At 74.2% G+C, this 24,774-nt stretch carries 17 protein-coding genes and 1 tRNA gene; 8 read left to right on the forward strand and 10 right to left on the reverse strand.

Translation table 11 applies throughout. The features are described from left to right. Nucleotides 1-6: 6 nt before the first annotated feature. Entirely contained in the window at nucleotides 7-1,353 is a 1,347-nt protein-coding gene (locus ACGF3H_RS04170) for a VWA domain-containing protein (RefSeq protein ID WP_362492094.1), read from the forward strand. Between the two features lie 64 nt (nucleotides 1,354-1,417). Then, complete coding sequence (locus ACGF3H_RS04175) at nucleotides 1,418-3,022, forward strand: FHA domain-containing protein (protein ID WP_362492091.1); 1,605 nt, start codon at nucleotides 1,418-1,420, stop codon at nucleotides 3,020-3,022. A gap of 15 nt (nucleotides 3,023-3,037) precedes the next feature. Here the strand turns inward: ACGF3H_RS04175 and ACGF3H_RS04180 are convergent, their stop codons facing one another. Beyond that, nucleotides 3,038-4,012, reverse strand: a complete 975-nt coding sequence (locus tag ACGF3H_RS04180; RefSeq protein WP_362492089.1) for a methyltransferase domain-containing protein — start codon at nucleotides 4,010-4,012, stop codon at nucleotides 3,038-3,040. Between the two features lie 89 nt (nucleotides 4,013-4,101). Between ACGF3H_RS04180 and ACGF3H_RS04185 the strand changes: the two genes are divergently transcribed. From ACGF3H_RS04185 to ACGF3H_RS04200, 4 genes are all read left to right on the forward strand, one after another. Beyond that, complete coding sequence (locus tag ACGF3H_RS04185) at nucleotides 4,102-4,515, forward strand: globin (RefSeq protein WP_362492086.1); 414 nt, start codon at nucleotides 4,102-4,104, stop codon at nucleotides 4,513-4,515. Nucleotides 4,516-4,761: 246 nt separating this feature from the next. Next, a complete protein-coding gene (locus ACGF3H_RS04190; RefSeq protein WP_362492083.1) occupies nucleotides 4,762-8,022 on the forward strand; it encodes an FtsX-like permease family protein in 3,261 nt (1,086 codons plus the stop codon). Nucleotides 8,023-8,149: 127 nt separating this feature from the next. Continuing rightward, nucleotides 8,150-10,876 carry an FtsX-like permease family protein gene (locus ACGF3H_RS04195; RefSeq protein ID WP_362492081.1) on the forward strand — a complete coding sequence of 909 codons (2,727 nt, stop codon included), beginning with the start codon at nucleotides 8,150-8,152 and terminating at the stop codon, nucleotides 10,874-10,876. Nucleotides 10,877-11,105: 229 nt separating this feature from the next. Then, nucleotides 11,106-12,074, forward strand: a complete 969-nt coding sequence (locus ACGF3H_RS04200) for an ABC transporter ATP-binding protein (protein WP_362492078.1) — start codon at nucleotides 11,106-11,108, stop codon at nucleotides 12,072-12,074. A 13-nt stretch (nucleotides 12,075-12,087) separates the two neighbouring features. Here ACGF3H_RS04200 and ACGF3H_RS04205 read toward each other — a convergent pair whose 3' ends face one another. The 7 genes from ACGF3H_RS04205 to ACGF3H_RS04235 all read right to left on the reverse strand — a co-directional run bounded on the left by ACGF3H_RS04205 (nucleotide 12,088) and on the right by ACGF3H_RS04235 (nucleotide 21,693). Continuing rightward, nucleotides 12,088-12,756: a hypothetical protein gene (locus tag ACGF3H_RS04205; protein WP_362492075.1), complete on the reverse strand. Its 669-nt coding sequence runs from the start codon at nucleotides 12,754-12,756 to the stop codon at nucleotides 12,088-12,090. Beyond that, nucleotides 12,753-13,184, reverse strand: a complete 432-nt coding sequence (locus ACGF3H_RS04210; RefSeq protein ID WP_362492073.1) for a thioesterase family protein — start codon at nucleotides 13,182-13,184, stop codon at nucleotides 12,753-12,755. Before ACGF3H_RS04210 ends, ACGF3H_RS04205 begins: the two co-directional genes overlap by 4 nt. Before the next feature lie 6 nt (nucleotides 13,185-13,190). After that, a complete protein-coding gene (gene ettA, locus ACGF3H_RS04215) occupies nucleotides 13,191-14,855 on the reverse strand; it encodes an energy-dependent translational throttle protein EttA (RefSeq protein ID WP_362492071.1) in 1,665 nt (554 codons plus the stop codon). Between the two features lie 433 nt (nucleotides 14,856-15,288). After that, the gene (locus ACGF3H_RS04220) at nucleotides 15,289-16,701 is read right to left on the reverse strand and encodes a Cys-Gln thioester bond-forming surface protein (RefSeq protein WP_362492069.1); all 1,413 of its coding nucleotides are present in this window, start codon (nucleotides 16,699-16,701) and stop codon (nucleotides 15,289-15,291) included. A 260-nt stretch (nucleotides 16,702-16,961) separates the two neighbouring features. Continuing rightward, on the reverse strand, nucleotides 16,962-17,429 hold the full coding sequence (locus ACGF3H_RS04225; protein WP_362492067.1) for a single-stranded DNA-binding protein: 468 nt from the start codon (nucleotides 17,427-17,429) through the stop codon (nucleotides 16,962-16,964). Nucleotides 17,430-17,628: 199 nt separating this feature from the next. Further along, nucleotides 17,629-20,082 carry a GTPase gene (locus ACGF3H_RS04230; protein WP_362492065.1) on the reverse strand — a complete coding sequence of 818 codons (2,454 nt, stop codon included), beginning with the start codon at nucleotides 20,080-20,082 and terminating at the stop codon, nucleotides 17,629-17,631. Between the two features lie 3 nt (nucleotides 20,083-20,085). Continuing rightward, nucleotides 20,086-21,693 carry a dynamin family protein gene (locus tag ACGF3H_RS04235; RefSeq protein WP_362492062.1) on the reverse strand — a complete coding sequence of 536 codons (1,608 nt, stop codon included), beginning with the start codon at nucleotides 21,691-21,693 and terminating at the stop codon, nucleotides 20,086-20,088. Between the two features lie 320 nt (nucleotides 21,694-22,013). Here ACGF3H_RS04235 and ACGF3H_RS04240 point away from each other — a divergent pair. Then, a tRNA-Arg gene (locus tag ACGF3H_RS04240) sits at nucleotides 22,014-22,086 on the forward strand. Nucleotides 22,087-22,615: 529 nt separating this feature from the next. Here ACGF3H_RS04240 and ACGF3H_RS04245 read toward each other — a convergent pair. Beyond that, nucleotides 22,616-23,119, reverse strand: a complete 504-nt coding sequence (locus ACGF3H_RS04245) for an HAD domain-containing protein (RefSeq protein WP_362492060.1) — start codon at nucleotides 23,117-23,119, stop codon at nucleotides 22,616-22,618. After that, nucleotides 23,116-23,529 (reverse strand): DUF5958 family protein, encoded by a 414-nt coding sequence (locus tag ACGF3H_RS04250; protein WP_362492058.1) that lies wholly within the window; start codon nucleotides 23,527-23,529, stop codon nucleotides 23,116-23,118. The genes ACGF3H_RS04245 and ACGF3H_RS04250 overlap by 4 nt, the downstream gene beginning before the upstream one ends. 198 nt (nucleotides 23,530-23,727) lie before the next feature. Between ACGF3H_RS04250 and ACGF3H_RS04255 the strand changes: the two genes are divergently transcribed. Next, nucleotides 23,728-24,702 carry an alpha/beta hydrolase gene (locus tag ACGF3H_RS04255; RefSeq protein ID WP_362492056.1) on the forward strand — a complete coding sequence of 325 codons (975 nt, stop codon included), beginning with the start codon at nucleotides 23,728-23,730 and terminating at the stop codon, nucleotides 24,700-24,702. The last annotated feature ends 72 nt before the right edge of the window (nucleotides 24,703-24,774 follow it).

Raw genomic sequence — 24,774 nt, forward strand, 5'->3', positions numbered from 1 at the left:
TCCGGCATGGCCAATTTCTCGAAGCCGAACGTGCCGCAGTTCTCGGTGGACGTCTACCAGAACGAGTATCTGCCCGAGGGCGGGCGCGAGGTCAACGCGATCGTCACGGTCACCGCGACCGGCGGCGGCACCGTGGGCAGCGCGGTGGCCGCGCCCCATCTGTACGCGCCGGGCCGGGGGCCGACCGCCGCCGTGGCGCTGATGGTCGACTGCTCGGGCTCGATGGACTACCCGCCGGCCAAGATGCGCAACGCCCGGGACGCGACGGCCGCCGCGATCGACACCCTGCGCGACGGCGTGCACTTCACCGTGGTCGGCGGCACGCACGTGGCCTCGGAGGTCTATCCCGGCAACGGCCGCCTCGCGGTCGCCGACGCCACCACCCGGGAGCAGGCCAAGCAGGCGCTGCGCAGGCTGAGCGCGGGCGGCGGCACGGCCATCGGCACCTGGCTGCGGCTGGCCGACCGGCTGTTGTCCACGGCCGACGTCGCCATCCGGCACGGCATCCTGCTCACCGACGGCCGTAACGAGCACGAGTCGCCCGAGGACCTGAAGGCGGCGCTCGACGCCTGCGCCGGGCGGTTCACCTGTGACGCCCGTGGCGTGGGCATCGACTGGGAAGTGAAAGAAGTCACAGGGATCGCCTCCGCCCTTCTCGGCACCGCCGACATCGTCGCCGACCCGGCGGGCCTCGCCGCCGACTTCACGCGGATGATGGAGACGGCCATGGGCAAGGAGGTCGCCGACGTGGCCCTGCGCCTGTGGACCCCCGTCGGCACCACGGTGAGGTTCGTCAAGCAGGTCGCCCCCACCGTCGAGGAGCTCACCGACCGCCGCACCGAGGCCGGGCCGCGTGCCGGGGACTACCCCATCGGGTCCTGGGGCGACGAGTCCCGCGACTACCACGTCTGCGTGGAGGTGCCGGCCGCGGACATCGGCCGGGAGATGCTGGCGGCCCGCGTCTCCCTGGTCGTCCCCGAGCCCGGGGGAACGGTGCGGAACCTCGGCGCCCAGGGACTCGTCCGCGCCGTGTGGACGGACGACGTAGCCGCGTCCACGTCGATCAACCCCCAGGTCGCCCACTACACCGGGCAGGCCGAACTGGCACAAGTCATCCAGCAGGGACTGGATCTGCGCAAAGCGGGAGACATCGACGGAGCAACGGCCAAACTGGGCCGCGCCGTCCAGCTGGCCGGAGCCTCCGGAAACGCGGATACGGCGAAACTGCTTGCGAAGGTGGTGGACGTGGTCGACGCGGTGGCAGGTACTGTGCGACTGAAGGCGAAGGTCGAGGAGGCCGACGAGATGACTCTCGAGACCCGGTCGACGAAGACGGTTCGCGTGAAGAAGTGACGCAGTGAACGCAGTACCGCAGGACTACACAGCGACAAGCTCCGCAAGAGGGGGAAGCTCCGACATGCCGACCTGCCCGAACGGACACCAGTCGGGTTCCGACGACTGGTGCGAGGTCTGCGGTCACCGCATGGCCGGTGCCGTGCCGCCCCCTCCCCCGCCACCGCCCCCGGGCGGGGGCTACGGCTTCCCGCCGCCCGCCGGTCCCGGTGGTCAGGGCGGTTCGGGTGGTCCGGGTGGTCCGGGTGGTCCGGGCGGCCCCGCCGCGGAACCGCAGCTGTGCCCGCAGTGCCGCACGCCCCGCGAGGGCGGTGCGCCGTTCTGCGAGGAGTGCCGGTGGAACTTCCTCACCAACACCGCCACCTCGTACACCCCGGCGGCCCCGCGCCCGCCGGCGCCCGGCCCGGGGCCCCGGTTCCCGCAGCCGCCGGGCGGACCGTCCTACGGCGGCGGTGACGCGTACGACTACCAGGGCTCCCGCCCGTCCCAGATGAACCGGCCCGCCGAGCCCATCCCGCCGGGCCCGCCCTTCGGCGGCGACCCGTCGGGCCCGGGCGGCCAGGCAGGCCCCGGCGTGCCCGGCCCGCACGGCCCGGGCGGCCCCGGCATGCCCAGTGGTCCCGGCCAGGGCGGCCAGGCAGGTCCCGGTGGTCCCGGTGGTCCCGGTCCGCACGGACCGGGTGGTCCGAACGGCCCCGGCCCGCACGGTCCCGGCGGCCCGAACGGCCCCGCCGGCTACCCCGGTCCCGGTGGCCAGGGTGGCCCGTCCGGTTACGGCTACCCCGGTCCCGCGGGCCAGGGCGGTCCTGCCGGTCCGCCGGCCCCGCCCGGTTTCGGTGCCGACCCGTCGCGCCCGGTCCCGCCGCCGCCCGGCCCCGTCCCGCCCCCGCCCGGGCCTGGTGGCCCGGCAGGCCCCGGACGTCCTGGTGGCCCCGGCGGTCCCGGCGGCCCTCCGCAGGCGTTCCAGCAGTCCGCGCCGCCGGCCCCGCCCGGCTACCCGCAGGAGACCGGCCGCCCGCAGCAGGGCGGTGGTCCGTCCTTCGGCGGCGGTGACGACGACTGGGTGCTCTCCCCGCCGTCCGGCCCCGGTGGTCCCGGTGGCCCGGGAGGCCCTGCCGGTCCCGGCCCGCACGGCCCGGGCGGCCCCGGCGGTCCTGGTGGCCCCGGCGGCCCCGGCGGCCCCGGCGGCGGCTACGGCTACCCGCAGCCCGGTGCCACCCAGGCCCCTCCCGGCCACGGTTTCCCGCCGGGTCCCCAGCAGCCGGCGACCTGGACGGCGACCATCGGTCCGGACCGCGAGTACTTCATGGCGATGATGCAGCGCTCCGGCCCCGAGGCCGCCGGCCTGAACCTGCCCGCGTACTCGCCGGAGCAGCAGCGCACGCTCACCGGCAACCAGATCACGATCGGCCGCCGCCGGCACTCCACCGGCGACACCCCGGACATCGATCTCGCGGTGCCGCCGGAGGACCCGGGCGTCTCGCACCAGCACGCGATGCTGGTGCAGCAGCCGGACGGCGGCTGGGCGGTCGTCGACCAGAACTCGACGAACGGCACGACGGTCAACGGCGGCGAGGAGCCGATCCAGCCCTTCGTGCCGGTGCCGCTCCAGGACGGCGACCGGGTGCACGTCGGCGCCTGGACGACGATCACGGTCCGCCGCGGCTGAGGCAGGCCCGGGCCGTCAGGCGAAGGACCAGGCGTACGGACCCTCGGGGTCGTCCAGCCAGGCCCAGGCCCGCTCGCCGCGGACGGTGATGCCGTAGCGCTCGCGCCGTGGGGCGTCCTCGCGCTCCCACAGCGCGTACGCCTCCTGCGGGTCGAGGCTCCCCCGGGTCAGGGCCAGCAGGAACCGGAACAGGTCGTCGTCGCGGGCCCGGCGCGGCACCCCGCCGAGGCCCGGCCGCTCCGGCTCGGTCCGCCCGGTGCCGCGCAGCGGCACGAAGTAGGCCGGCGTGTGCAGGAAGTGCCCCTCGGCGTGCCCGGCGTCGCGGACGGTCAGCGCGACCAGACCGGTGGCGAGCGGCGCCAGGATGCGTCCGCCGGGCCGGCACTGGGCGAGCCAGGCCCGCGGGACCGTCGGCAGCGCGCAGGTGGCGATGACCCGGTCGAAGGGGGCGCGTTCGGGCACCCCGCGCGCCCCGTCACCGGTGACGACGGCCGGGTGGTAGCCCGCGGCGGTCAGGTGACGGCGGGCCGACTCGGTGATGTCGGGGTCCAGGTCGACGGTGGTGACCAGGTCGTCGTCGCCGAGCCGGTGGGCCAGCAGGGCGGCGTTGTAGCCGGTGCCGGCGCCGATCTCCAGGACCCGGTCGCCGTCCGTCACGTCCAGCTCCACCAGCATCATCGCCATCAGCGACGGCTGGCTGCTGGAGGAGAGCAGCTCGCCGTCGCGCAGCCGGGTGGCGAGCGGGACGTCTGCGTACGCGCCGCGCACCCAGCGCTCGCGGGCCGCGGGGTCGGGGTGCTCGCCCCACCTGCGCTCGTAGCCGCCCCGGACGCCGACGAAGTAGGAGGGTACGAAGAGGTGGCGCGGCACCGCCTCGAAGGCCTCCCGCCAGACCGGGTCGGCCGCCCAGGCGCCGCTCAGCTCGATCTCGCGCACCAGCTCCGCCCGCGCGGAGGCGGCGAGGCCTGCCAGGTCCCGGTGCCCGCCCATGCCTCCACAGTAGGGCCCGGCGGCCGCCGTGGGTGCTCCGCGGGCGGGAGGTCCTAAGTCCCGAGGCCTATGCCGCCCCGTCTGAGACCATGGACGGCGTGAATGAGATTCGGCGCGGCACGCTTCAGGAGCAGACCTTCTACGAGCAGGTCGGCGGGGAGGAGACCTTCCGCCGGCTCGTCCACCGTTTCTACGAGGGGGTCGCCCAGGATCCGGTCCTGCGGCCGATGTACCCCGAGGAGGACCTGGGCCCGGCGGAGGAGCGTTTCACGCTCTTCCTGATGCAGTACTGGGGCGGCCCGACGACGTACAGCGACCGGCGCGGCCATCCCCGCCTGCGGATGCGGCACGCCCCCTTCACCGTGGACCGCGCGGCGCACGACGCGTGGCTGAAGCACATGCGGGTGGCCCTCGACGAGCTCGGTCTGCCCGAGGAGCACGAGCAGACGCTGTGGAAGTACCTGACGTACGCGGCGGCCTCGATGGTGAACACCCAGGGCTGACGCACCAGGGGGTTGATGCACCGGGGTTCGGTGCACCGGGTTCGGTGCGCCAGGGAGCTGATGCACCGGGAGCACTGATCCCGGTGTTCGATGATGAGCGGATTCCGGTCCCGCATCGCCGGAATCCAGTCACGATCCGGTCAAGTCCACCCCTCGAACGGTTACCCCTGCCGTATCCCCTCTGACAGCATCGCCGAGAGGTCTGGACAACGGGGCCGGGGGCGGCCGGTGGGGAGCGGGGGACTGATGCGGTTCGTGCTGCTGCGCGCGCGGGCGCACCGCCTGCTGCTCGCCGCCGCACTGCTCACCGTCCTGCTGACCACGGCGGTGCTGGCGACGCTGGCCGCCTACTCGGGCGCCATCGGCGACGCCTCCCTGCGGCACGCCCTCGCCGATCCGCGCGACGCCGCCGACACCGCGCTGATCGTCAAGGCGGACGTGCCCGAGGGCGGGCGCGCGGACGCCGACGCCACCGTGCGCGAGGGCGCCCGGGACACCTTCGGCGGGCTGCCGGTCACCGTCCGCACCCTGGTGCGGTCGGGCCCGTACGCCCTGCCGGGCACCCCGCGGCCGCGCGGAGAGCGGTCCGGCGACAACCCGGACCTGACGTACTTCGCGGCGCTCGACCCGTCGCAGGTCCGGATCACCGGGGGACGGATGCCGCGGGAGGGCGGCCCGGTGACCGAGGCCGCGCTGCCGGCGGCCGCCGCCGAGCGCCTCGGCGTGCGGACCGGCACCCGCCTCACCCTCACCGACCGGTTCGACGGCCCGGCGGTGCGGATCGAGGTCACCGGCCTGTACCGGCCGGCCGACGCCGCGTCCCCGTACTGGGACCTGGACGACCTGGGCGGGCGCGGGGTCCAGCAGGGCGGCTTCACCACGTACGGGCCGCTGCTCGCCGCCCCCGGTGCGCTGACCGGCGGCCGGGTGAGCGCCGGACCGTCCGGGTGGCTGGCGACGGCGGACTTCTCCACGGTGACCGCCGACCGCACGGACGCACTGCGCGCATCGGCCCGGGACGGGATGGCGTGGCTGCGCGGCCGGCCCGTCCTCAGCGGTACGACGGCCGCGACCACGTCCCTGCCCGAGGTGCTGGACCGGCTCGACCGTTCCCTGCTGGTGTCCCGCTCGACGCTCCTCGTCGTGGCGCTCCAGCTGGCCCTGCTGGCGGGCTGCGCGCTGCTGCTGGTGGCCCGGCTGCTGAGCGCCGAACGCGCGGGCGAACTGCGGTTCCTGCGGGCGCGGGGTGCCTCCCGGGCGCGGCTCGGATCGCTCGCCGCGCTGGAGGCACTGCTGCTGGCCGTGCCGGCGTTGGTCTGCGCGCCGCTGCTCGCCGGTCCGCTGACGCGGCTGCTGGCCGGGCAGGGTGCGCTGGCCCGGATCGGGCTGCGGCTCGAGGTGCCCGTCGCCGGCGAGGCCGGGGTGTGGCTGGTCGCCGCAGTGGCCGCCCTGGGGTGCGCGCTGGCGGTGACCCTGCCCGCGCTGACCGCCTCCCTGGCCTCCGGCGGCCGGAGCCGGCCGCTGCCCGCGCCGCTGCGGGCGGGTGCGGACGTCGGCCTGCTGGTGCTGGCCGGTGCGGCCTACTGGCAGCTGTCCCGGCAGACCTCGGGCGCGGTGACCGGCGACGACAGCGGCTCCCTGGGCATCGACCCGTTGCTGGTCGCGGCGCCCGCGCTGGCGCTGCTGGCCGGCACCGTGCTGACGCTGCGCCTGCTGCCCCCGGTGGCGCGGCTCGCCGAGCGCCGCGCGGCCGGCGGGCGCGGGCTGGCGTCGGCGCTGGCGGGCTGGCAGCTCAGCCGCCGCCCGATGCGCGGGGCCGGCCCGGTGCTGCTGCTCGTCCTGGCCACGGCGCTGGGCATGCTGGCCGTCGGCCAGGGCGCCTCCTGGGACCGTTCGCAGGACGACCAGGCGGACTTCCGCGCCGGCGCTCCGGTGCGGGTACTCGGTACCGGCACTGCGGGCCTGGGCCGCACGGAGACGTACGCGGCGGTCCCGGGCGTCCGGGAGGCGGTCCCCGCCGCCCGCACGACGCTGCAGATGTCGGGCGACCGGACGGCCACGGTGCTGGCGATGGACACGGCGGGCGCCGTGGACACGATGCTGCTGCGTCCCGACCTGTCCCCCGTGCCCGCGCGGTCACTGCTGGCCCCTCTCGGGCCCGAGGGCGAGGCGGCGGGCGCGAGGGTGCCGGAGGGCACCGCGCGACTGGGCCTGACGGCGGCCCTGGGTCTGGCGGGCGCCGGCGGGGACACGGGCACCACGGCGAACGTGACCGTCACCGTGCAGGACGCTCACGGCGTGCCGTACCGGCTGCCGGCCGGCGTGCTGGACGCCGACGGCCGCCGTCACACCCTTCGGCTCGCCGTCTCGTCCGGCCCGCTGACCGTGACCGGCCTGGAGCTGGTCATGGCCCAGCCGAGCGGCCGCGCGCAGCAGCACCGCTTCGCCCTGGAGGCGCTGACCGCCACGGCGGCCGACGGCACCGTGCGGCAGCTGGCCCTGCCCCGCTCGTGGACGGCCTCCGCACGCGGCGCCGGCCAGGTCTCGCCCCCGGACGCGCCCACCAGCCCGACCCGGCCCCGGCTGCGGGCATCCGGGCCGCCGGTGATCGAGTACGGCACCGGGTACGTCCCGGCCGACATGCCCTGGGAGTCGGCGTCGCTGACTGTCCGGCTGGACGCCGAGCAGCCCGCGCCACCACAGCCCACGGCCGTGGCGACCGACCGCTTCCTGGACTCCGCGGGGGCCCGCGCCGGGCAGCCGGTGGACATCGCGCTGGACGGCCGGACCGTCACCGTGCGGATCGTGCACGCGGTCCGCGCCCTGCCGACCGCCGCCGCGACGGGCGCCCCCGAGCGGGACGGCGGTGCCCTGCTGGTCGACCTGCGGTCGGTGAACCGGGTGCTGCAGGCCCGGTACGGCGAGAGCCTCACGCCCACCGAGTGGTGGCTGCGGACGGCGCCGGGTGAGGCGGCCGGGGTGGCCGCCGCCCTGCGCGCCTCCCCGGACGTCGATCCGGCCCAGGTCGTGGCGCGGGACGAGCTGGCCGGGCAGTTGCGCGACGACCCGTTCGGCGCGGGCCCCGGAACGGCGTTCACCGCGGCGGCCGGGGTGGCGGCGGCGCTGGCGGCCGTCGGGTTCGCGGTGAGCGCGACGGGGTCGCTTCGGGAGCGGGGCGCCGAGTTCGCGGTGCTGCGCGCCCTGGGCGCCCCGCGCCGCCGGCTGGCCCGCGCGGTCGCCGTCGAGCAGGGCGTGCTGGTGGTGCTGGCGCTGTTGGTGGGCACGGCGCTGGGTGCCGTGCTGGCCCGGGCGGTGATCCCCCTGATCGTGCTGACCCCGGAGGCCGCCCGTCCGGTGCCGGCCGTGCTCGTCGACCTGCCCGTGGGCCGCGTCGCCGTCCTCCTGGCCGCCGTGGCGGTCACCCCCCTGCTGGTGACGGCGGTCCTCGCCCTGCGCCGGGCGGACCCGGCGTCGGCCCTCAGGGAACAGGGAGGCGAGACCCGGTGACGACACCGCGCACGCTGGGGTCGGCCGATGTGCAGCCGCCCCACCGCCCTCGCCCGGTACAGGTGAACGCACGGCGCCCGTCACGGGGGCACGGTCCGCTCGTCGTGGGACGAGGAGGTGGGCGGACGTGAACCCCGTCGCCGCCCCGTGGGTGCGGACCCGGCTGCGCACCGCCCCCGGTGCCGCCTGCGCGCTGGCGCTGCTCGTCGCGCTCACCGCGTGCCTGGCCGCCGCCTTCCCGAGGGCGCTGGACCGGTACGCGGACGCGAGCCTGCACCACGACCTCCGGCAGGCCCGCCCCGACCGGACCGGCGTGGTGCTGACCACCGCGCGGCCCGATGCCGGCGCCGACCTGGAGCAGTGGCAGCGGGACATGCGTCCCGGCGCGCTGCGCGAGCGCTACGACAGCGCCCTCGGCATCGTGGCCGGCCGGCTCCCCGTCGACCGGGCGCAGTCGGCGTACGGGGTGCGCACCACCGAGAGCATCGAGGTCGCGGAGCCCTGGCTGCCCCGGCCCAGCGGGGTGGCCCCGCAGGTCCACCTCGCCGCCCAGGACGGTCTCGGCGACCACGCCCGGCTGCGCACCGGCCGGCTGCCGCGGTCCGGCGCCCCCGTCACCGCGGCCACCGGGCAGGTCGAGGCCGCCGTCACCGCCGAGACGGCCGAGGCCCTGCACATCGAGCCCGGTGCGGTCATCCACGTGCCCCGCGTGGGAGGCGCCCCTCTCGCCGTCCGCGTCACCGGAGTCCTCGCCCCGCGCGACCCCGACGGCGCCTACTGGGCCACCCGGCCCGGGCTGCGCACCCCCTCGCTGGAGAAGGTGCCGGGGCCGCCCGGCGCGGACACCGACACGTACTGGGTCGGCACCCTGCTGCTCGCCCCCGACGCGGGCCCCGTCCTGCTGACCACGACGGGGTCCCCCGAGCGCTACTGGCAGTTCGCGCCGGCCACCGGCGCGCTGCACGCCCACCGACTGGACCGGCTGACCTCGTCCGTCGCCGCGCTGGAGTCCGGGCCGGGGCTGCGTGAGCTGCGGTCGGCCGTCGCCCCGGACGTGGACGTGAGCACCGACCTGGACGAGGTGTTCACCGCCTTCGACCGGCTGCGCTCGGGCATCGGCCCGCTGGTCACGGTCGCCGCGGTCGGCACCGGCACGGTCGCCGGCGTGGTCCTGCTGATGGCGGCCGGCCTCGCCGCCGACCGGCGCCGCGCGGAACTCGCCCTGCTGCGTGCCCGGGGCGCGTCGCTGCGGGGACTGGTGGGGCGGCTGCTGGCCGAGACGTCGGTGGCGGCGGTGCCCGCGGGCGCCCTCGGCCTCGCCGCCGCGCTGCTCGCCCTCCCCGGCCCCCGTGCCGTCCCGGCCGTCGCGGCCGCCGTCGCGGTCACCGTCGTCGGCTGTGCCGCGCTGCCCCTGCGGGCCGCCGTCGCCCACCGCACCGTCCGGGTCCACGACGGCCGGCACGACGTGGCGTCGGTCCGCCCGTCCCGGCGCCGTACGGTCGCCGAAGCCACGGCCGTCGTCCTGGCCGTGGCCGCGGTCGAGACGCTGCGCCGACGCGGCGCGGCGAGCTCGGCCGACGACCTGGTGTCGCTCGCGCCGGTGCTGGTCGGGGTGATCGCCGCACTGGTCCTGGTGCGCGTCTATCCCCTGCCGCTGCGCCGGCTGGCCCGCCGTGCCGGGCGGCTGCGCGGCGCGGTGGGGCACCTGGCGCTGGCCCGCGCGGGCCGGACGTCCGTCCCGGCGGTGCTGCCCCTCCTCGCGCTGCTGACCGCGCTCACCACGGCGGCCTTCGGCGGCTCGGTCCTGACCGGCGTGGCGGACACCCGGGACCGGGCCGCCCTGCTCACCACCGGCGCCGACGCCCGGGTGGAGGGGACCGGCCCGCTGCCGTCCGCCCTGACCGAGCGGGTCCGCCGCACCCCGGGGGTGGCCGGGCTGGCCGAGGTCAGCATCGCCTACGAGGCCAGGACCAGCAACGGCCGCCAGACGCTGCCGGTGGCGGGCGTCGACCCCGCCGCCTACGCGGAGCTGGCGGCGCGTACGGATCTGGGGGCCTTCGACGCGGACGACCTGAAGCAGCCGGGCGGCCAGGAGGAGCCCCTGCGGGCACTGGCCTCGCCCACGGCCGCCGAGCGGTTCGGCACCGAGCCGTTCCGGGTCCGCATGGAGGACGGCACCGCCGTCGTCCTGCGGATCGCCCTCGTACGCGACCTCACCCCGGCCGTCTCCGGCGACGAGTTCGTGGTCGTGGACCGGGCCGGGCTGTCCGCGGAGGCGGCCCGTCCGGCGGCGCTGCTGCTGACCGGCGACCGGATCGACGGGGGCGCGCTGCGCCGGGCGACCGGTGACGCCGGCTCCGTGCTCCTGCGGGCGCAGGAGCGGGCCCGGTACGTCGACTCACCCCTGCAGTCCGGTGCCGAACGCGTCTACACGGCGGCCGTGGCGGCCGGCGCCGGTTACGCCGTGCTCGCCCTGCTGCTGTCCCTGCTGCGCGCCGCGCCCGAGCGGGCAGCGCTGCTCGCCCGCCTGCGCACCATGGGCCTCACCCGGTCCCAGGGCCGGCGCCTGCTCGTCCTGGAGTCCCTCCCCCAGGCCGCCCTGGCGGCGGCGGGCGGGGCGCTGACCGGCTGGGCGGCCGTCCGGCTGCTCTCCCCCGGCGTCGACGTGACGACGATCGCGCTGGCGACGGCGTCGTCCCCGGAGGCCCGGGCCGCGCTGCGCACGGACCCGTGGTCGCTGGCGGTGCCGACGGTCGCGGTGCTGGTGGTCGCGGTGGGGGCCGCGGCGGTGCAGGCCTGGTGGTCGGGCCGACGCGGGTCGGTCACGGAGCTGCGGGCGGGTGACTCCGGATGAACGGCCCCGGCCGGGCCCGGCACTCGCGGCCCCCGCGCCACCGCACCCCCTTGCGTCGAACCAGCCACAGCAGTTGCTGTTGCAGCAGCCACCACAGGAACCGCCCGAGTCGGCCCATGCACCACACGCAGTCTGGCGGGCCCCGCCACAGGCCCCGCAAGAATCACCTGCACCATCCGTGTCGCCCGGACCGGAGAGACCCAGGGCAGCTGCCGCCGAGGAGGCCCCGATGACGACGAATCCCACCCTCGCCGACCTGGCCGACCGTGCCACCGCCTCCCGTGACCGCCCCGCCTACGGCCACGACGCCCTCATCACCTGCGACCGCCTGGTCCGCATCTTCACCGCGGACGGCGTCGAGGTACAGGCCCTGCAGGGCCTCGACCTGCTGGTCGGGGAGGGTGAGCTGATGGCCCTGGTCGGTGCCTCCGGCAGCGGCAAGTCGACGCTGATGAACATCCTCGCCGGGCTGGACACCCCGACCGCCGGCGCGGCCCGCGTCGCCGGCCGGGACCTGCTCACGATGACCGCGAAGGACCGCCTCTCCTACCGCCGTGAGGTGGTCGGCTTCGTGTGGCAGCAGACGGCGCGCAATCTCCTGCCCTACCTGACGGCGGCCCAGAACGTCGCCCTGCCCCTACAGCTCGCGGGCACCCGCGGCCGGGGCCGCGCGGCCCGGCGGGCCCGCTCCGAACGCGCCCTGGAACTGCTGGAGCTGCTGGAGGTCGCCGACTGCCGGGACCGCCGTCCGCACCAGATGTCGGGCGGCCAGCAGCAGCGCGTCGCCATCGCCGTGGCCCTGGCCAACGACCCCGCGGTCCTGCTCGCCGACGAGCCCACCGGCGAGCTGGACTCCCACACGGCGGAACAGATCTTCGCCGCCTTCCGCACCGCGAACGAACGGCTCGGCACCACCATCGTCATCGTCACCCACGACCAGGCGGTGGCCGGCGAGGTCCGCCGCACGGTCGCCATCCGCGACGGCCGCACCTCCACGGAGGTCCTGCGGCGCAGCGAGGTGGACGCGGCGACCGGCCACGAGACGGTGGTGGCCAGGGAATACGCCATGCTCGACCGGGCCGGCCGCCTCCAGCTGCCGGCCGAGTACACACGGGCCCTCGGCATGCGCGACCGCGTCGCCCTGGAACTGGAGCCCGACCACATCGCCGTATGGCCGGACGACAGCGGACGCCCCTGACCCCGCGCGCGGCTCAGCGCACGCTGAGGCCCAGCGCGCCGGTGCCCGCCCGGCGCAGGGCGACGGAACCGTACGGGGTGCGCAGCCGCAGCCACGCGCCCGAGGAGACCAGCGCGGGCCCGTCCCCGGCCGGGTCCGCGGGCCGCAGGAAGCCCAGCGACTGGGCCGCGTGCACGGCCCGCACCGGGAGTCCGGTGTCGGCGACCGTCCGGGACCATATCTCCCGGCCGATCCGGTCGAACTCGGCCCGGGTGCGCTTCTCGGGGGCCAGTTCCCCGATCCGTGACTTGAACTCGGCGACGGCCGCGGAGACGAGGGCGCGCAGCGCGTCCGGGGACGGCAGGCCCGGCTCGGGCCGCCAGCCGCCGCGCGGGGGCAGCACGCCGGCCCACGGCGGCCCGGTGACCGCGCCGGGCACGGCAGCGGTGGCCGCCGGTTCGTCCACCGATTCGAGGAGCTCACCGGCGGACACGGTGACGTCGAGCCCGTTCTCGTACGGCTTGGCCAGCCGTACCGCCCGCACGGCCAGCACCTCGAAGGAGGGCGGCCGGCCGAAGACGGCGAGCGCCGTGCCGTGCGCCTGGAGGCGTACGGCGGCGCCGCGGTCGTAGTGGAGCAGGCGGGAGAGGAAGGCCGCGAGGTCGGCGGCCTCCCCCTCGTCCGCGAGGTGGAGGACCGTCATGCGGCGACGGCCTCCTCCTCGTCGTCGGCCTTCTCGCTCTCGTCGTCCGTGTACTCCTGGAGGAACTCCCGTTCCTCCGCGGTGATCCGGCGGGGCCGCTGCGCCTGGAAGTCGAACGGCACGATCACCGTGGACGCGCGGACGTAGATCTGGTCGCCGTCCTTCACCTCGTAGGTGAGTGTGAAGGACGCCGCCCTGATCTCGGTGACCCACAGCTCGATGTCCACGGGCGCGTGCCGGTGGACGAGCTGCCGCTTGTAGTCGATCTCGTGGCGCGCCACCACCGACCCCTGCTGGAAGTCCTTGTCCGGGCGGAACAGGAAGTCGATACGGGCCTCCTCCAGGTAGCGGAGGAAGACCACGTTGTTGACGTGGCCGTACGCGTCCATGTCCGCCCAGCGCAGCGGGCAGCGGTAGATGTGCCGCAAGATCGATCAGCCCCGGGTCAGCTTCTTGTAGGTGGCACGGTGCGGACGCGCCGCGTCCGGGCCGAGCCGCTCGATCTTGTTCTTCTCGTACGACTCGAAGTTGCCCTCGAACCAGAACCACTTGGACTCACCCTCGTAGGCGAGGATGTGCGTGGCCACGCGGTCGAGGAACCACCGGTCGTGGGAGACGACCACGGCGCAGCCCGGGAACTCCAGCAGCGCGTTCTCCAGGCTGCTGAGGGTCTCGACGTCGAGGTCGTTGGTCGGCTCGTCGAGGAGCAGCAGGTTGCCGCCCTGCTTGAGGGTGAGCGCGAGGTTGAGGCGGTTGCGCTCACCGCCGGAGAGCACCCCGGCCGGCTTCTGCTGGTCCGGTCCCTTGAACCCGAAGGCGGAGACGTAGGCGCGGCTCGGCATCTCGACCTGGCCGACGTTGATGTAGTCCAGCTCGTCGGAGACGACGGCCCACAGCGTCTTCTTCGGGTCGATGTTCTCGCGACTCTGGTCGACGTACGAGATCTTGACGGTCTCGCCGACCTTGATGGAACCGGAGTCCGGCTCCTCGAAGCCCTGGATCATCTTGAACAGGGTGGTCTTGCCGGCGCCGTTGGGGCCGATGACACCGACGATGCCGTTGCGCGGCAGGGTGAAGCTGAGGTCGTCGATGAGGACCTTCTCGCCGAAGGCCTTGGAGAGGTTGTTCACCTCGACGACGATGCTGCCCAGACGCGGGCCCGGCGGGATCTGGATCTCCTCGAAGTCCAGCTTCCGCATCTTGTCGGCCTCGGCGGCCATCTCCTCGTAGCGGGCGAGGCGCGCCTTGGACTTGGCCTGCCGGCCCTTGGCGTTGGAGCGCACCCACTCCAGCTCGTCCTTGAGGCGCTTCTGCCGCTTGGCGTCCTTCTGGCCCTCGACCTTGAGGCGGGCGGCCTTGGTCTCCAGGTACTTGGAGTAGTTGCCCTCGTAGCCGTGCAGGCGGCCGCGGTCGACCTCGCAGATCCAGCCGGCGACGTTGTCCAGGAAGTACCGGTCGTGGGTCACGGCCACGACGGTGCCCTCGTACTTGGCGAGGTGCTGCTCCAGCCAGTTCACCGACTCGGCGTCGAGGTGGTTCGTCGGCTCGTCGAGGAGGAGCAGGTCGGGCGCCTCCAGCAGCAGCTTGCAGAGCGCGACGCGGCGCTTCTCACCACCGGAGAGGTTGGCCACGGGCCAGTCCCCGGGCGGGCAGCCGAGCGCGTCCATGGCCTGCTCGAGCTGGGCGTCGAGGTCCCACGCGTTGGCGTGGTCCAGCTCCTCCTGGAGCTTGCCCATCTCCTCCAGCAGCGCGTCCGAGTAGTCGGTCGCCATCTGCTCGGCGATCTCGTTGAACCGGTCGAGCTTGCCCTTGACCTCGGCGACACCCTCCTGGACGTTCTCCAGGACGGTCTTCTCCTCGTTCAGCGGGGGCTCCTGCAGCAGGATGCCCACCGTGTAGCCGGGCGACAGGAACGCGTCACCGTTCGACGGCTGCTCGAGACCGGCCATGATCTTCAGAACGGTCGACTTACCGGCACCGTTCGGGCCGACGACACCGATCTTCGCCCCGGGCAGGAAGTTCAGGGTGACGTCGTCGAGGATCACCTTGTCGCCGTGCGCTTTGCGCGCCTTGCGCATGGTGTAAATGAACTCAGCCAAGAGAAACCGTCCGGCAGCTTAATCAGGCAGTGGGCAGATACACCCCATCTTGCCGTACCGCCACCCCTGGGCGGAAACGCGTTCCCTCCCGCTGCCCTGACCTGGCCTTTCGTGGCCCGACGGCGGAGACAGGGTGACGTCGGCTCCTCGGCCATGGCGCGGCGTGGCTTCGCGAGTCGGGCGCTCCGGCGGACCCGCAGGACCGGATACGGCTGGCCGGAGTCACCGACGAGGCCCGCTGGACGGACCCGCACCGGCCCGGCCACCGCTACTGACGGCGCCACGCGGATCCGTCGGCCAGGCGGGCGGGCGGCGGGCCCGGGTCCGTCGGCCGGGCGGGCGGCAGGCGGCGGGGCGGGGCGGGCGGCAGGCGGCGGGGCGGGCGGCGGCGGGCGGGCGGGCGGCGGTGCTCACCCCGTGCCGCCCCGCGCGGTCAGCTCTCCCCGCCCTCGTTCCTCCTGCGGACGAACAGCAGGACCGCGCCGCCGATCACGACCAGGCCGATGGCGGTGCCGCCGATCAGGGGCGTCGCGTCGGAGCTGCCGGTCCGGGCGAGGTCGGTGTCGGGGACGGGGTCGACCACCGCGGCGGGGGCCGGCCGGCCGAGGGTGTGGGTGGTCTTCTCGACCGGGCTGCTCTGGGTGCGGCAGTCGAGGACGCCGGTGAAGCGCTGCTCGAAGCCGGCGGGGCCGCGGACGGCGAAGTCGTAGGCCCGGTCCTCCGGCAGCGGGACCGTGACCGTCCGGGTCTCGCCCGCCGCGATGACGTACTCGCTGTCCAGCAGCTCGAAGGTGAACGCCTCGTCGCCCTTGTTGACCGCGGTGATGTCCAGGCCGCCCTTGGCGCAGTTCTTCGCCCCGAACAGCGCGGGTATCGCACCCTGGCCCGCCCAGGTGGCGCTCGCCGTCGCCGCCACCGTCGATTCGCTGGACCCGGCCAGGATCTGCGTCTGGCTGCGGCTCTCGGAGGCGAAGGCGCGGCCGACCGGCACGGTGGTCGAGGCCTGGACGGTCAGCGCGACGGTGTCCGCGGCGGTGTCCTTCGGCACGTCGACGAAGATCCGGGTGCCGTCGGTCACCTGCGTGACGGGCTTGCCTTTCTCGTCGACGAACCGCGCCCCGGCCGTGGTGGTGTCCGCCGGTGTCGTGAGCGTCGCGCTGACGGCGTTCGTGTGCACCGTGACCGGGCCGAGCCGCTCGCCCGCGTGCCCGGAGACCGCGGGCGGGTCCAGCGTGAGCGACGCCGCCGGCTCGGTCAGGTCCCGGGCGTGCTTCTCCAGGTAGTCCGCGAGCCGCTCGGCCTGCGGGTCGGCGGCCTCGACGTCCACGTCGTCCGAGTAGCGCCAGATGGCCACCTGCGTGCCGGCCGCCGCGTCCTGCTCGGAGAGCCCGCCGCGCACCCCGGCCTTCTTCGCCAGCGCGGCGAGGTTGTTGACCTGGGGGTAGGAGTTCTGCAGGATCCAGCGGATCCGGCCGGCGTTCTTGTTGGTGCCCAGCGAGGTCCCGCTCCACGGCGTCTCGTGGTACTTGGCGTCCTTCTGCGTCGGGTTCTGGATGTCGACGCAGTAGGTCTGCAGCATGCCGCCGCCGTCGACGGACATCTCGAACAGACCGGCCGACACCTCCTGGTCACCGGCGGCCCCGTGTATGACGGCGGTGCCGTACGTCTTCAGGCTGCCTATGGTGGCCGCCGCCCCGCCCTGGCCCTGCGCCTTCCCCTGGGCCGCCGCCGGGGCGGCACCCGCGGTCACGCCGGCTGCGGCGAGCGCGGAGACCAGCACCGTGGCGGCGAGTCGCGCCGCCGTTCCCCGGCCGGGCAGGGACAGGACAGAGAGCGAAGAAAACACCAAATTCCCCTTCGAGCAGGACCCGTTGGCGTGGGGGCACGGTCCCACCAGCAGAATCAGCAGCCCCGTAGGACATGTTCGGCATCCTAAGGACCTGGCGCGCCGCGCCCCTCGATGATGTTGGTCCGAACAGTGATCCGACTCGGAATCGTTATGGCCGACACCCTTGCGAGCAGGGCTTATCGACAAATCCACCCGTGTTGATCTACGCGCTTTCGCCGATAAGCCGCACTTCGGTCACCTCCGCGGGGCCGCCGGTGTCACGGCACCGCGACGGGCTCCGCCCGCTGTTCGGCACCGGCGGGCGCCGAATCCTCCGGGGACGTCTCCCAGTTGGGCTCCGGCCGCGGCGGGGAGGCGACCGTCTCGGCCCTGTTGGTGCGCCGGAACGCCGCCGTCCCCCGTGAGAGGTCGTGCCCGATCGCCACCGCGTCGATGTCCGCCGAGGTCCAGTTCTGCCCCTCGCGCACGTCGGTGCGCACCTTCAACCGGCCGTGCACGACGACGGGTTCACCCACGGCCAGCGACGCCGACGCGTTGACGGCGAGCTGCCGGTTGGCCCACACCGTGAAGAAGTTGGTGTGGCCGTCCGTCCACGCGTTCTTCTCGCGGTCCCAGTAGCGCGCGGTGACCGCCAGCCGGAACCGCGCCGACGGCCCGCTCGCCAGGTCCCGGAACACCGGCTGCGTCGCCACGTTGCCCACGGCACAGATCATGGTCTCGTTCATCGCGAGTCCCTCCCTCCACGCGTACGGGCCCGGCCCGTACGGCTGCTGCGTCTGCCTGCCGGCGACCGCTTCCGCCGCGATCGCCGTGAGGCCAGACTGCCTCCGCCCGGTCCGGGTCCGCAGAGCGCTGTGGACCGTCCCCCGCCTGTGGAGAACCCCGCCACCCGAAGGGGTGAGGGCTCCCGGCAGGCCCCCTTCGCTACCTCATCCGGGCCCCCACCACCACGCCGGCCCCCACCCCGGTGCCCATGCCGGTCCCCGCGACGCGCCCGTACTGCTCCCGCACCTCCCGGTACCGCAGCAGCTCCGCCGCCAGCGGATCCAGCACCCGGGCCCGGCCGCACCCGGCGGCCGCCTCCCGCAACCGGCGTTCCGCTTCGTGGCCGTAGCGCCGCGCCGGTCCGCGTGCCGCCATGCGGCAGCTCCACTCGATGACGGGGCCACCGACGATGCCGGACACCATCAGCAGCACCGGCACGCCCAGGTTCGGCGACATGAAGCCGATGATCTGACCGAGCAGCCACAGGCCGCCCACCACCTGGAGCAGGGTCATGGCCGCCTGGGCCAGCACGGCCACCGGCCACCACCCGGGCCGCGGCGGGCGCCCCGTCGGCAGTCCCTGCCTCACCGCCAGCTCGTCGAGCGCCTCGGGCAGTCCCTGGGCGCCGCGGACGGCCGCCTCGCGCATCGCCTGCGCCCAGGGCGCCGGCAGCCCGGCCGACGCCCGGTCGGACACCGTACGCACCGCCTGCTCGACGCGCTGCCGGGCCGTGGCCTCCTCGTCCGCCTGGGCGCGCAGCGGCAGCCGTCCCGTGGAGGGTTCGCGCCGCTCCTGGTACCAGCGCCACAGCCGCAGCCAGGGCGTGCCGCAGGCCCGGTTGGCGTTGCGCAGCCAGGCGCGCTCGGCCGCGTCGCCCGCCGCGGTGGCGCCCACCGCGTCGGCGAGCCGGTCCGCGAACTCCTCCCGGGCCTCCTCGCTGAGCCCGGTGCGCCGCCCGGTGACGTACAGGGGCCGCAGCCGCCCGGCGGCGGCGTCCACGTCGGCCGCGATGCGGCGTGCCGGAGCCTGCCGCTCGGCGACGAACTGGCCGAGCGTCTCGCGCAGTTCGCCCATGCCCTCCCCGGTGAGCGCGGACACCGCGAGCACGGTCGCGCCGGGTTCGCCGTACTCCCCCAGCGCGATGCCGTCCTCGTCGAGCAGGCGCCGCAGGTCGTCGAGGACCTGTTCGGCGGCCTCCCCGGGCAGCCGGTCGACCTGGTTGAGGACGACGAAGGTGACCTCCGCATGACCTGCCATGGGCCGCAGGTAGCGCTCGTGGAGCACGGCGTCGGCGTACTTCTCCGGGTCGACGACCCAGACGACGGCGTCGACGAGACCCAGGATGCGGTCCACCTGCTCGCGGTGCTGCACGGCCGCGGAGTCGTGGTCGGGCAGGTCGATCAGGACCAGCCCGCGCAGCGGCGAATCGGCGTCCGGGTGCTGGAGCGGCCGGCGGCGCAGCCGTCCGGGGATGCCGAGCCGGTCCAGCAGGCTGGCCGCCCCGTCGCTCCAACTGCACGCGATGGGAGCGGCGGTGGTGGGCCGGCGGACGCCCGTCTCGGAGATCGTCACCCCGGCCAGCGTGTTGAACAGCTGCGACTTGCCGCTGCCGGTCGCGCCCGCGATGGCGACGACCGTGTGCTGCCCGGAGAGCCTGCGCCGCGCGGCGGCCTCGTCGAGGACCCGTCCCGCCTCGGCCAGCGTCCCGCCGTCGAGCCGGGTGCGGGAGAGCCCCACCAGTTCGCGCAGCGCGTCCAGCCGCGACCTGAGGTGACCGTCGTAGGCCAGGGGCATCAGGGAGGAGGAACTCGCCGGCCTGCCCGGCGCGGCGCTGTACTGCTCCCCGCCGGCCGGCTCGTCCGCCCGCCGCGCGATGAGCCCGTCGCCCCAGGCCTCCTCCTCACCCCGGGCCCCGGCTCCGTCCGACACACCGCCCGGCGCGCCGCCCACCCGCTCCTTGCCGTCCGTGGGCTCCTCACTGTCCGCGCGCTCCGTACGGTCAGCCCGCCCCTGTCCGTCCGTACGCGCCTGTCCGTCCGTACGCTCCTTGCGGTCCGCCCGCCCCTCCCCCTCCGTACGCTCGTTGCGGTCCGCCCGCCCCTCCCCGTCCCTAGGCTCCTTGCGGTCAGCCCGTGCCTGTCCGTCCGTGCGCTCCTTGCCGTCCGTACGCCGAGGGGCGGCGTCGTCGGCCACGCGCGCGTGGGAACGGGACTCGCGGGTGCGCTCACCGTCATCACGCGCCGCCCGCTCGCTCCCTCCACTCCGCGCGTCCTCGCTGCCGCCGCTCCGTCCGCGCTCGCCCTCGCCTCCACCGCCGGCCGGACGCCCGCCCTCGGCACGCCCCGCACGCTCGCGCACACCGCCGGCCGCGCGTTCGCCCTCATCACCCCCCGCACGCTCACGCTCGTCGTCGCGGGCGCGCTCGCCCCGTCCCGCGTTCTCAGCGGCACGGTCCTCCCCGGCGCGCCGCTCACCGGCGCTCTTCTCGCGGACGCGCTCCTCGACATCCCGTTTCCTGCCGAGGCCGCTACGGTCCTCCCGGCCGCTCAGGGGGTCCGCTTCCTCCGTGTGGTCGGTGTGCTCGGTGGGGTCCTGGTCAGTGACGGCGGTCACCGGTCACCTCTCCTTCTGCAGTACGGACAGCGCGGCGATGAGTTCGGCCTGCGGCTCGGGGTGGACCTCCAGCGCGTCGAGCGGAGCCAGCCGGCGCTCGCGCTCCGTGTGCATGACGCGGTCCATGTGGTCGTTGAGCAGCCGTCTGCCCCGGTCGCGCAGCCGCAGCGCGCCATGGGCGCCGACGCGTTCGGCGAGCCCCTCCCCGGCGCTGCGCGCCCGCCTGCCGCCCAGCAGCGCGGTGGCGACGAGCGCGGCGACCATGTCCGGGTCCGGTGCCTGGCTGCGGTCGAGCCGGCGGACCTCCTCGTCGGCGTACTCCTCCAGCTCGCGCCGCCACCGCCGTACCGACATCCCGATCCGGTGCTCGGCGCTCTCCGGCGACCACGGGCGGTTCGTGAGTTCGGGGGCGCCCGCCGCGGGCTCGCGCCGCCACGCTTCGTCGACGTGTTCGTCGGCGGCGGTGACGGCGCACAGCAGCAGCGCGCCGAGGCTCTCCACCAGCGAGTCGAGGAGTTCACCGGGAGAGCAGTCGAGCGGGAAGGCCCGCCACCGCTTCAGGGCGTCCCCGGCGAGCACGGCCCCCGCCTGCAGCCGCCTCCGCACGCGCGCGTGCTCGGCGTCGTACGCCCCGTCGACGGCCGCGGTGAGCCGCAGCGCGGCCGCGTACTGCGCGGCGGTGGCGCTGGCCAGTTCGGGCATCCGGGCCTTGAGGGAGTCGAGGACCCCGTAGGCCGTACGGGCCATGGCGTCGTGCCGGGCCGTGAGGTCCTGGGCACGGTGGACGAGCCAGGACCGCAGCGGCGCCACGGCACTGGCCGGCAGCAACCCGCCGCCCCAGGCCGACTCGGGCAGTTCGGGAACGGTGAAGCGGGGAACGTGACCGAGCCCCGCCTTGGTGAGCAGCGCCGCGTACTGCCGTGACACCTCGGCGACCACCTGGTGGGGCACCCGGTCCAGCACGGTGACCAGCGTGACGTCGTACTCCTTGGCGGCGCGCAGGAGTTGCCAGGGCACGGCGTCGGCGTACCGGGCGGCGGTGGTGACCATCACCCAGATGTCGGCGGCACAGATCAGTTCGGCGGCCAGGAAGCGGTTGTCGGAGACGAGGGAGTCGATGTCGGGTGCGTCCAGGAGGGCGAGGCCGGGCGGCAGGGTGTCCGCGGTCTCGACGCGCAGCACGCGGGTGGGGTTCTCGCCGGGCAGGAGCAGATCGTCGTCCGGGGCATGGTGGGGCACCCACACGCGCGTGAGGTCGGGCAGCACGCGCATGCCGCTGAACCAGTGGTGGTCCTCCGGGTGGCACACCAGCACCGGCGTCCGGGTCGTGGGCCGCAGGACGCCCGCCTCGCTGACCCGCCGGCCCACCAGCGAGTTCACCAGCGTGGACTTCCCGGCGCCGGTGGAGCCGCCCACGACGGCGAGCAGCGGCGCTTCGGGATCTCTCAGCCGGGGCACGAGGTAGTCGTCGAGCTGGGCGAGCAGTTCGTCGCGGTTGGCACGCGCGCGTGGAGCCCCGGCGAGGGGCAGCGGGAAGCGTGCGGCCGCGACACGGTCGCGCAGGGCGGAAAGTGCGTCGAGCAGCTGAGGCCGTACGTCCAAGGTCACCACATGGGAAGAATGCCCAATTTTAGGGGAATTCTGAAGCATATGAGCATGTCTGCGCGCCGACCGGACACTACGGACGGAAGGGACTACTGGGACGCGAGCACAGTCGAGGCATAACGAGTGCACAACACCCGGTGCGCGAGACGCCAAAAGCGATGCACGATTCGTACCTGCCTGCGATTATCGGTTCCGCTTCACCGAACCTCCACATCGAGCCACGGAGGCGAAGCGTCAGGGACACGGAACCGGGAGCCCTATCCTTGTCCCCGGCAACGTCGTGGACCGACCCGAACCGGTCACCACGGCCGAGGCCACCACACCAGGCCCCCGTAGCTCAGTGGATAGAGCAGGCGCCTTCTAAGCGCTTGGCCGCAGGTTCGAGTCCTGCCGGGGGCGCCCATCTCTGCCCTCCCGTCGGGGAGGGCTTTTTTGCTGGTCAGGCCGGATACCAGCCACCACGACGAAGCCCCGGACGCCCTTCTGACGATCAAGCGCGGGCGGGGCTGTCCGGCTGTCACCGGGTTTTCGCGGGTGGCCGGGGGAAATCGTGCGCCCCGAGCAACCTCCTTGGGTCACCGTGCGCCACTGCGCGGAGCAGTGCGCCTTCCACAGAGGACATGCGCCCGGCAATCCTGCAATGGTCCGCACGACGGTCGAGACCGGGGGTGGGAGACGTGGCTCGTACGCAGTCCAGGTGTGGAGCACTCACAGAGAAGGGCACTCGGTGCCGGCGGCTGGCGATGGTCGGTGCGTCGCGATGCCACCTGCACCGTGGAGAGTGGTCGTCGTACACCATCGAGAAACGCAAGGAAGCCGAACGCAAGGCGAAGACACGCAAGCGTCGCAAGTGACTCAGCCGATGTGAGGTGACATCCAAGGCTGACATCAACGACAGCGCTGTCAGACCGAACTCCTCAAGCGGTGCTCACCTCGGTACGACGCGTCGGAGCCAGTCGGTGAGCGCGGTGAAGTCGATGTCCGTGAGGCCCTTGACCGGGTCGACGCGATGAAGCAGTGACGGCCCGGAACGACTGGCATCGACCCACAGACGATCCATGGCACTGATCTCGTCGTCGACCCAGATGAACGGTCGCCCATCGGCCCACTCGACGAGGTGCTGGGTTTTCCAGTGCAGGCCACGCGGGTCCTCGTCGGCGTGAGAGGCCGACCACTCCACCAGGGGCAGCCTGGGCAGTCCGAGGCGTGGGGAGACGACCTCGTTCGCCTCCTCCATCCAGGTCGTGGCCCACACGAGTTGGCATCCCAGGGCTGTGAGGCGAGATCCGAGCCCAGGGTCGAGTCGCGTCAGCAGCGGGTTTCCCGAGGCGTCCGTGACAGCGTCCTGAGGGCGACCGGACGACGACCCGAACGGGATCAGTGGTCCGTCAACGTCGAGGAAAAGGAGGGGACGCTCCGTCGCGCTTGTCACAACGGCACGATAGCCCGGTGCAGTAGGAGGACGGCTCCTCCATCGCTGGGCCGTCTCGGGGCCGCCCGGGGTCGCTCGACAGTGGCCGATGACGACCGACGACGACCACCAGGCGCACGGTTGTGCCACGCATGACCACATCCGCCGGCACAGTGCAGCCTCCGCCTGCGGGTGTCGGCAATGCTGAAAGGGGCGACGAGCGGGCGGAAGGACTTGGTGAGTTCGTGGGCCGGAATCGTGCCCATTCCGAAGCGCCACTTCGTGAGCGTCACCGCCGGCGCCCGAGTGGGGCGGATGCCGGAGCGTGCGATGCTCTCCGGTACGTCCTCCTGGCGGGCGGGTGCCTGCCCGCCGAACAGCACCAGTGCGTGCAGGACCTTGCGTTGGTCGTCCTCCGGGAGGCTTCCCATGGTCGCCGCTTCTCCTCGCCGCGCGCACTCCCGCCCCGCGCCGTCCTCTCGCGAACACACCGGGCCGCGCCACGAGAGGCGCCCTATTCGTACACGTCTTCACAGGATCGCCCACAAATGAGTGGTTACGGTCGATCACTGATGATGTTGGCCATCATGGACTGGTTCGCTGTCGTTCCATTCGTCGCGGAGCCGTCCATGCGCACCACCTTCATCAGCACTCAGGACTCACCGAGCCCGCAGGGTCACGGGTCCGCCTCTCCGGTACCGGAAGACGCAGAGGAACGGGACCTCGTCTTCGAGGGCTTCCGGTACACGTGCCGGATCGTCCATCAGGACGCCCCCCGGACGGAGCCCCTGGTACTGCTCGGCGGCTCGTCGCAGAACAGGTACTCCTGGCAGGGACACGAGAAGTGGCTGTCGCCGCTGTGCACGATGGTCACCGTGGACCTTCCCGGTTACGGCACCTCGGACTTCGTACCCGCCCGTTACGGCATCGACTTCCTCGCCGGCGCGGTCGCGCACATGCTGGAGACCCTCGGCATGCCGCGCGTGAACCTGTTCGGGGGCTGCTTCGGTGAGGTCGTCGGTCTCCGCTTCGCGCAGCTCCATCCCGAGTACGTCCGTCGCATCGTCTTCTGCGGCGCGGCGAGGCGACTTCCCGAGATCTACACCGATGCCGTACCGCGTCTGTCGCGGACGCTCGAAGCCGGCGACATCGACGAGGCCGCCGCCGGGCTGGTGCGGCTGTTCATGTCGAATCCGGAGGCCGGACGGGTCCGCAAGCACGCGGCCGTGGCGCGCCTCCTCCAGCAGCAGTTCGTGAACCAGACGCCGGACGAGATCGAGAAGGCGGTCGAGCACAACACGAGGCTGGTGTCGCACGGCTGTTACCGGCCCCTGCCGGTCCCCGCCGTGCCGACCCTGGTGTTCACGGGGGAGTACGACACCCTGTGCACCCCCGAGATGGGGCGTGAACTCGCCGCGACGATGCCTTCGGCGCTCTTCACGACCGTCAAGGAGGCGGACCACCTGGTCACGGTCGAACGCCGACAGGAGTCCGCGGAGCTGATCGGCCGGTTCATCACCGACTGCGTCGTCGACGACCTGCCGTACTGCAACGCGGTGGAGGCGCTGAGCACCGGCCCCGCTCCCGCGCCGGGGCCCCGCTGAGAGGGCCGGACACATCGATGGCCGGGACCCGGCGTGGGGTCCCGGCCATTCTCCGCTGCGCGAATAGACCTA

The organism is Streptomyces sp. NPDC048185, assembly GCF_043202495.1.
Taxonomy (GTDB): domain Bacteria; phylum Actinomycetota; class Actinomycetes; order Streptomycetales; family Streptomycetaceae; genus Streptomyces.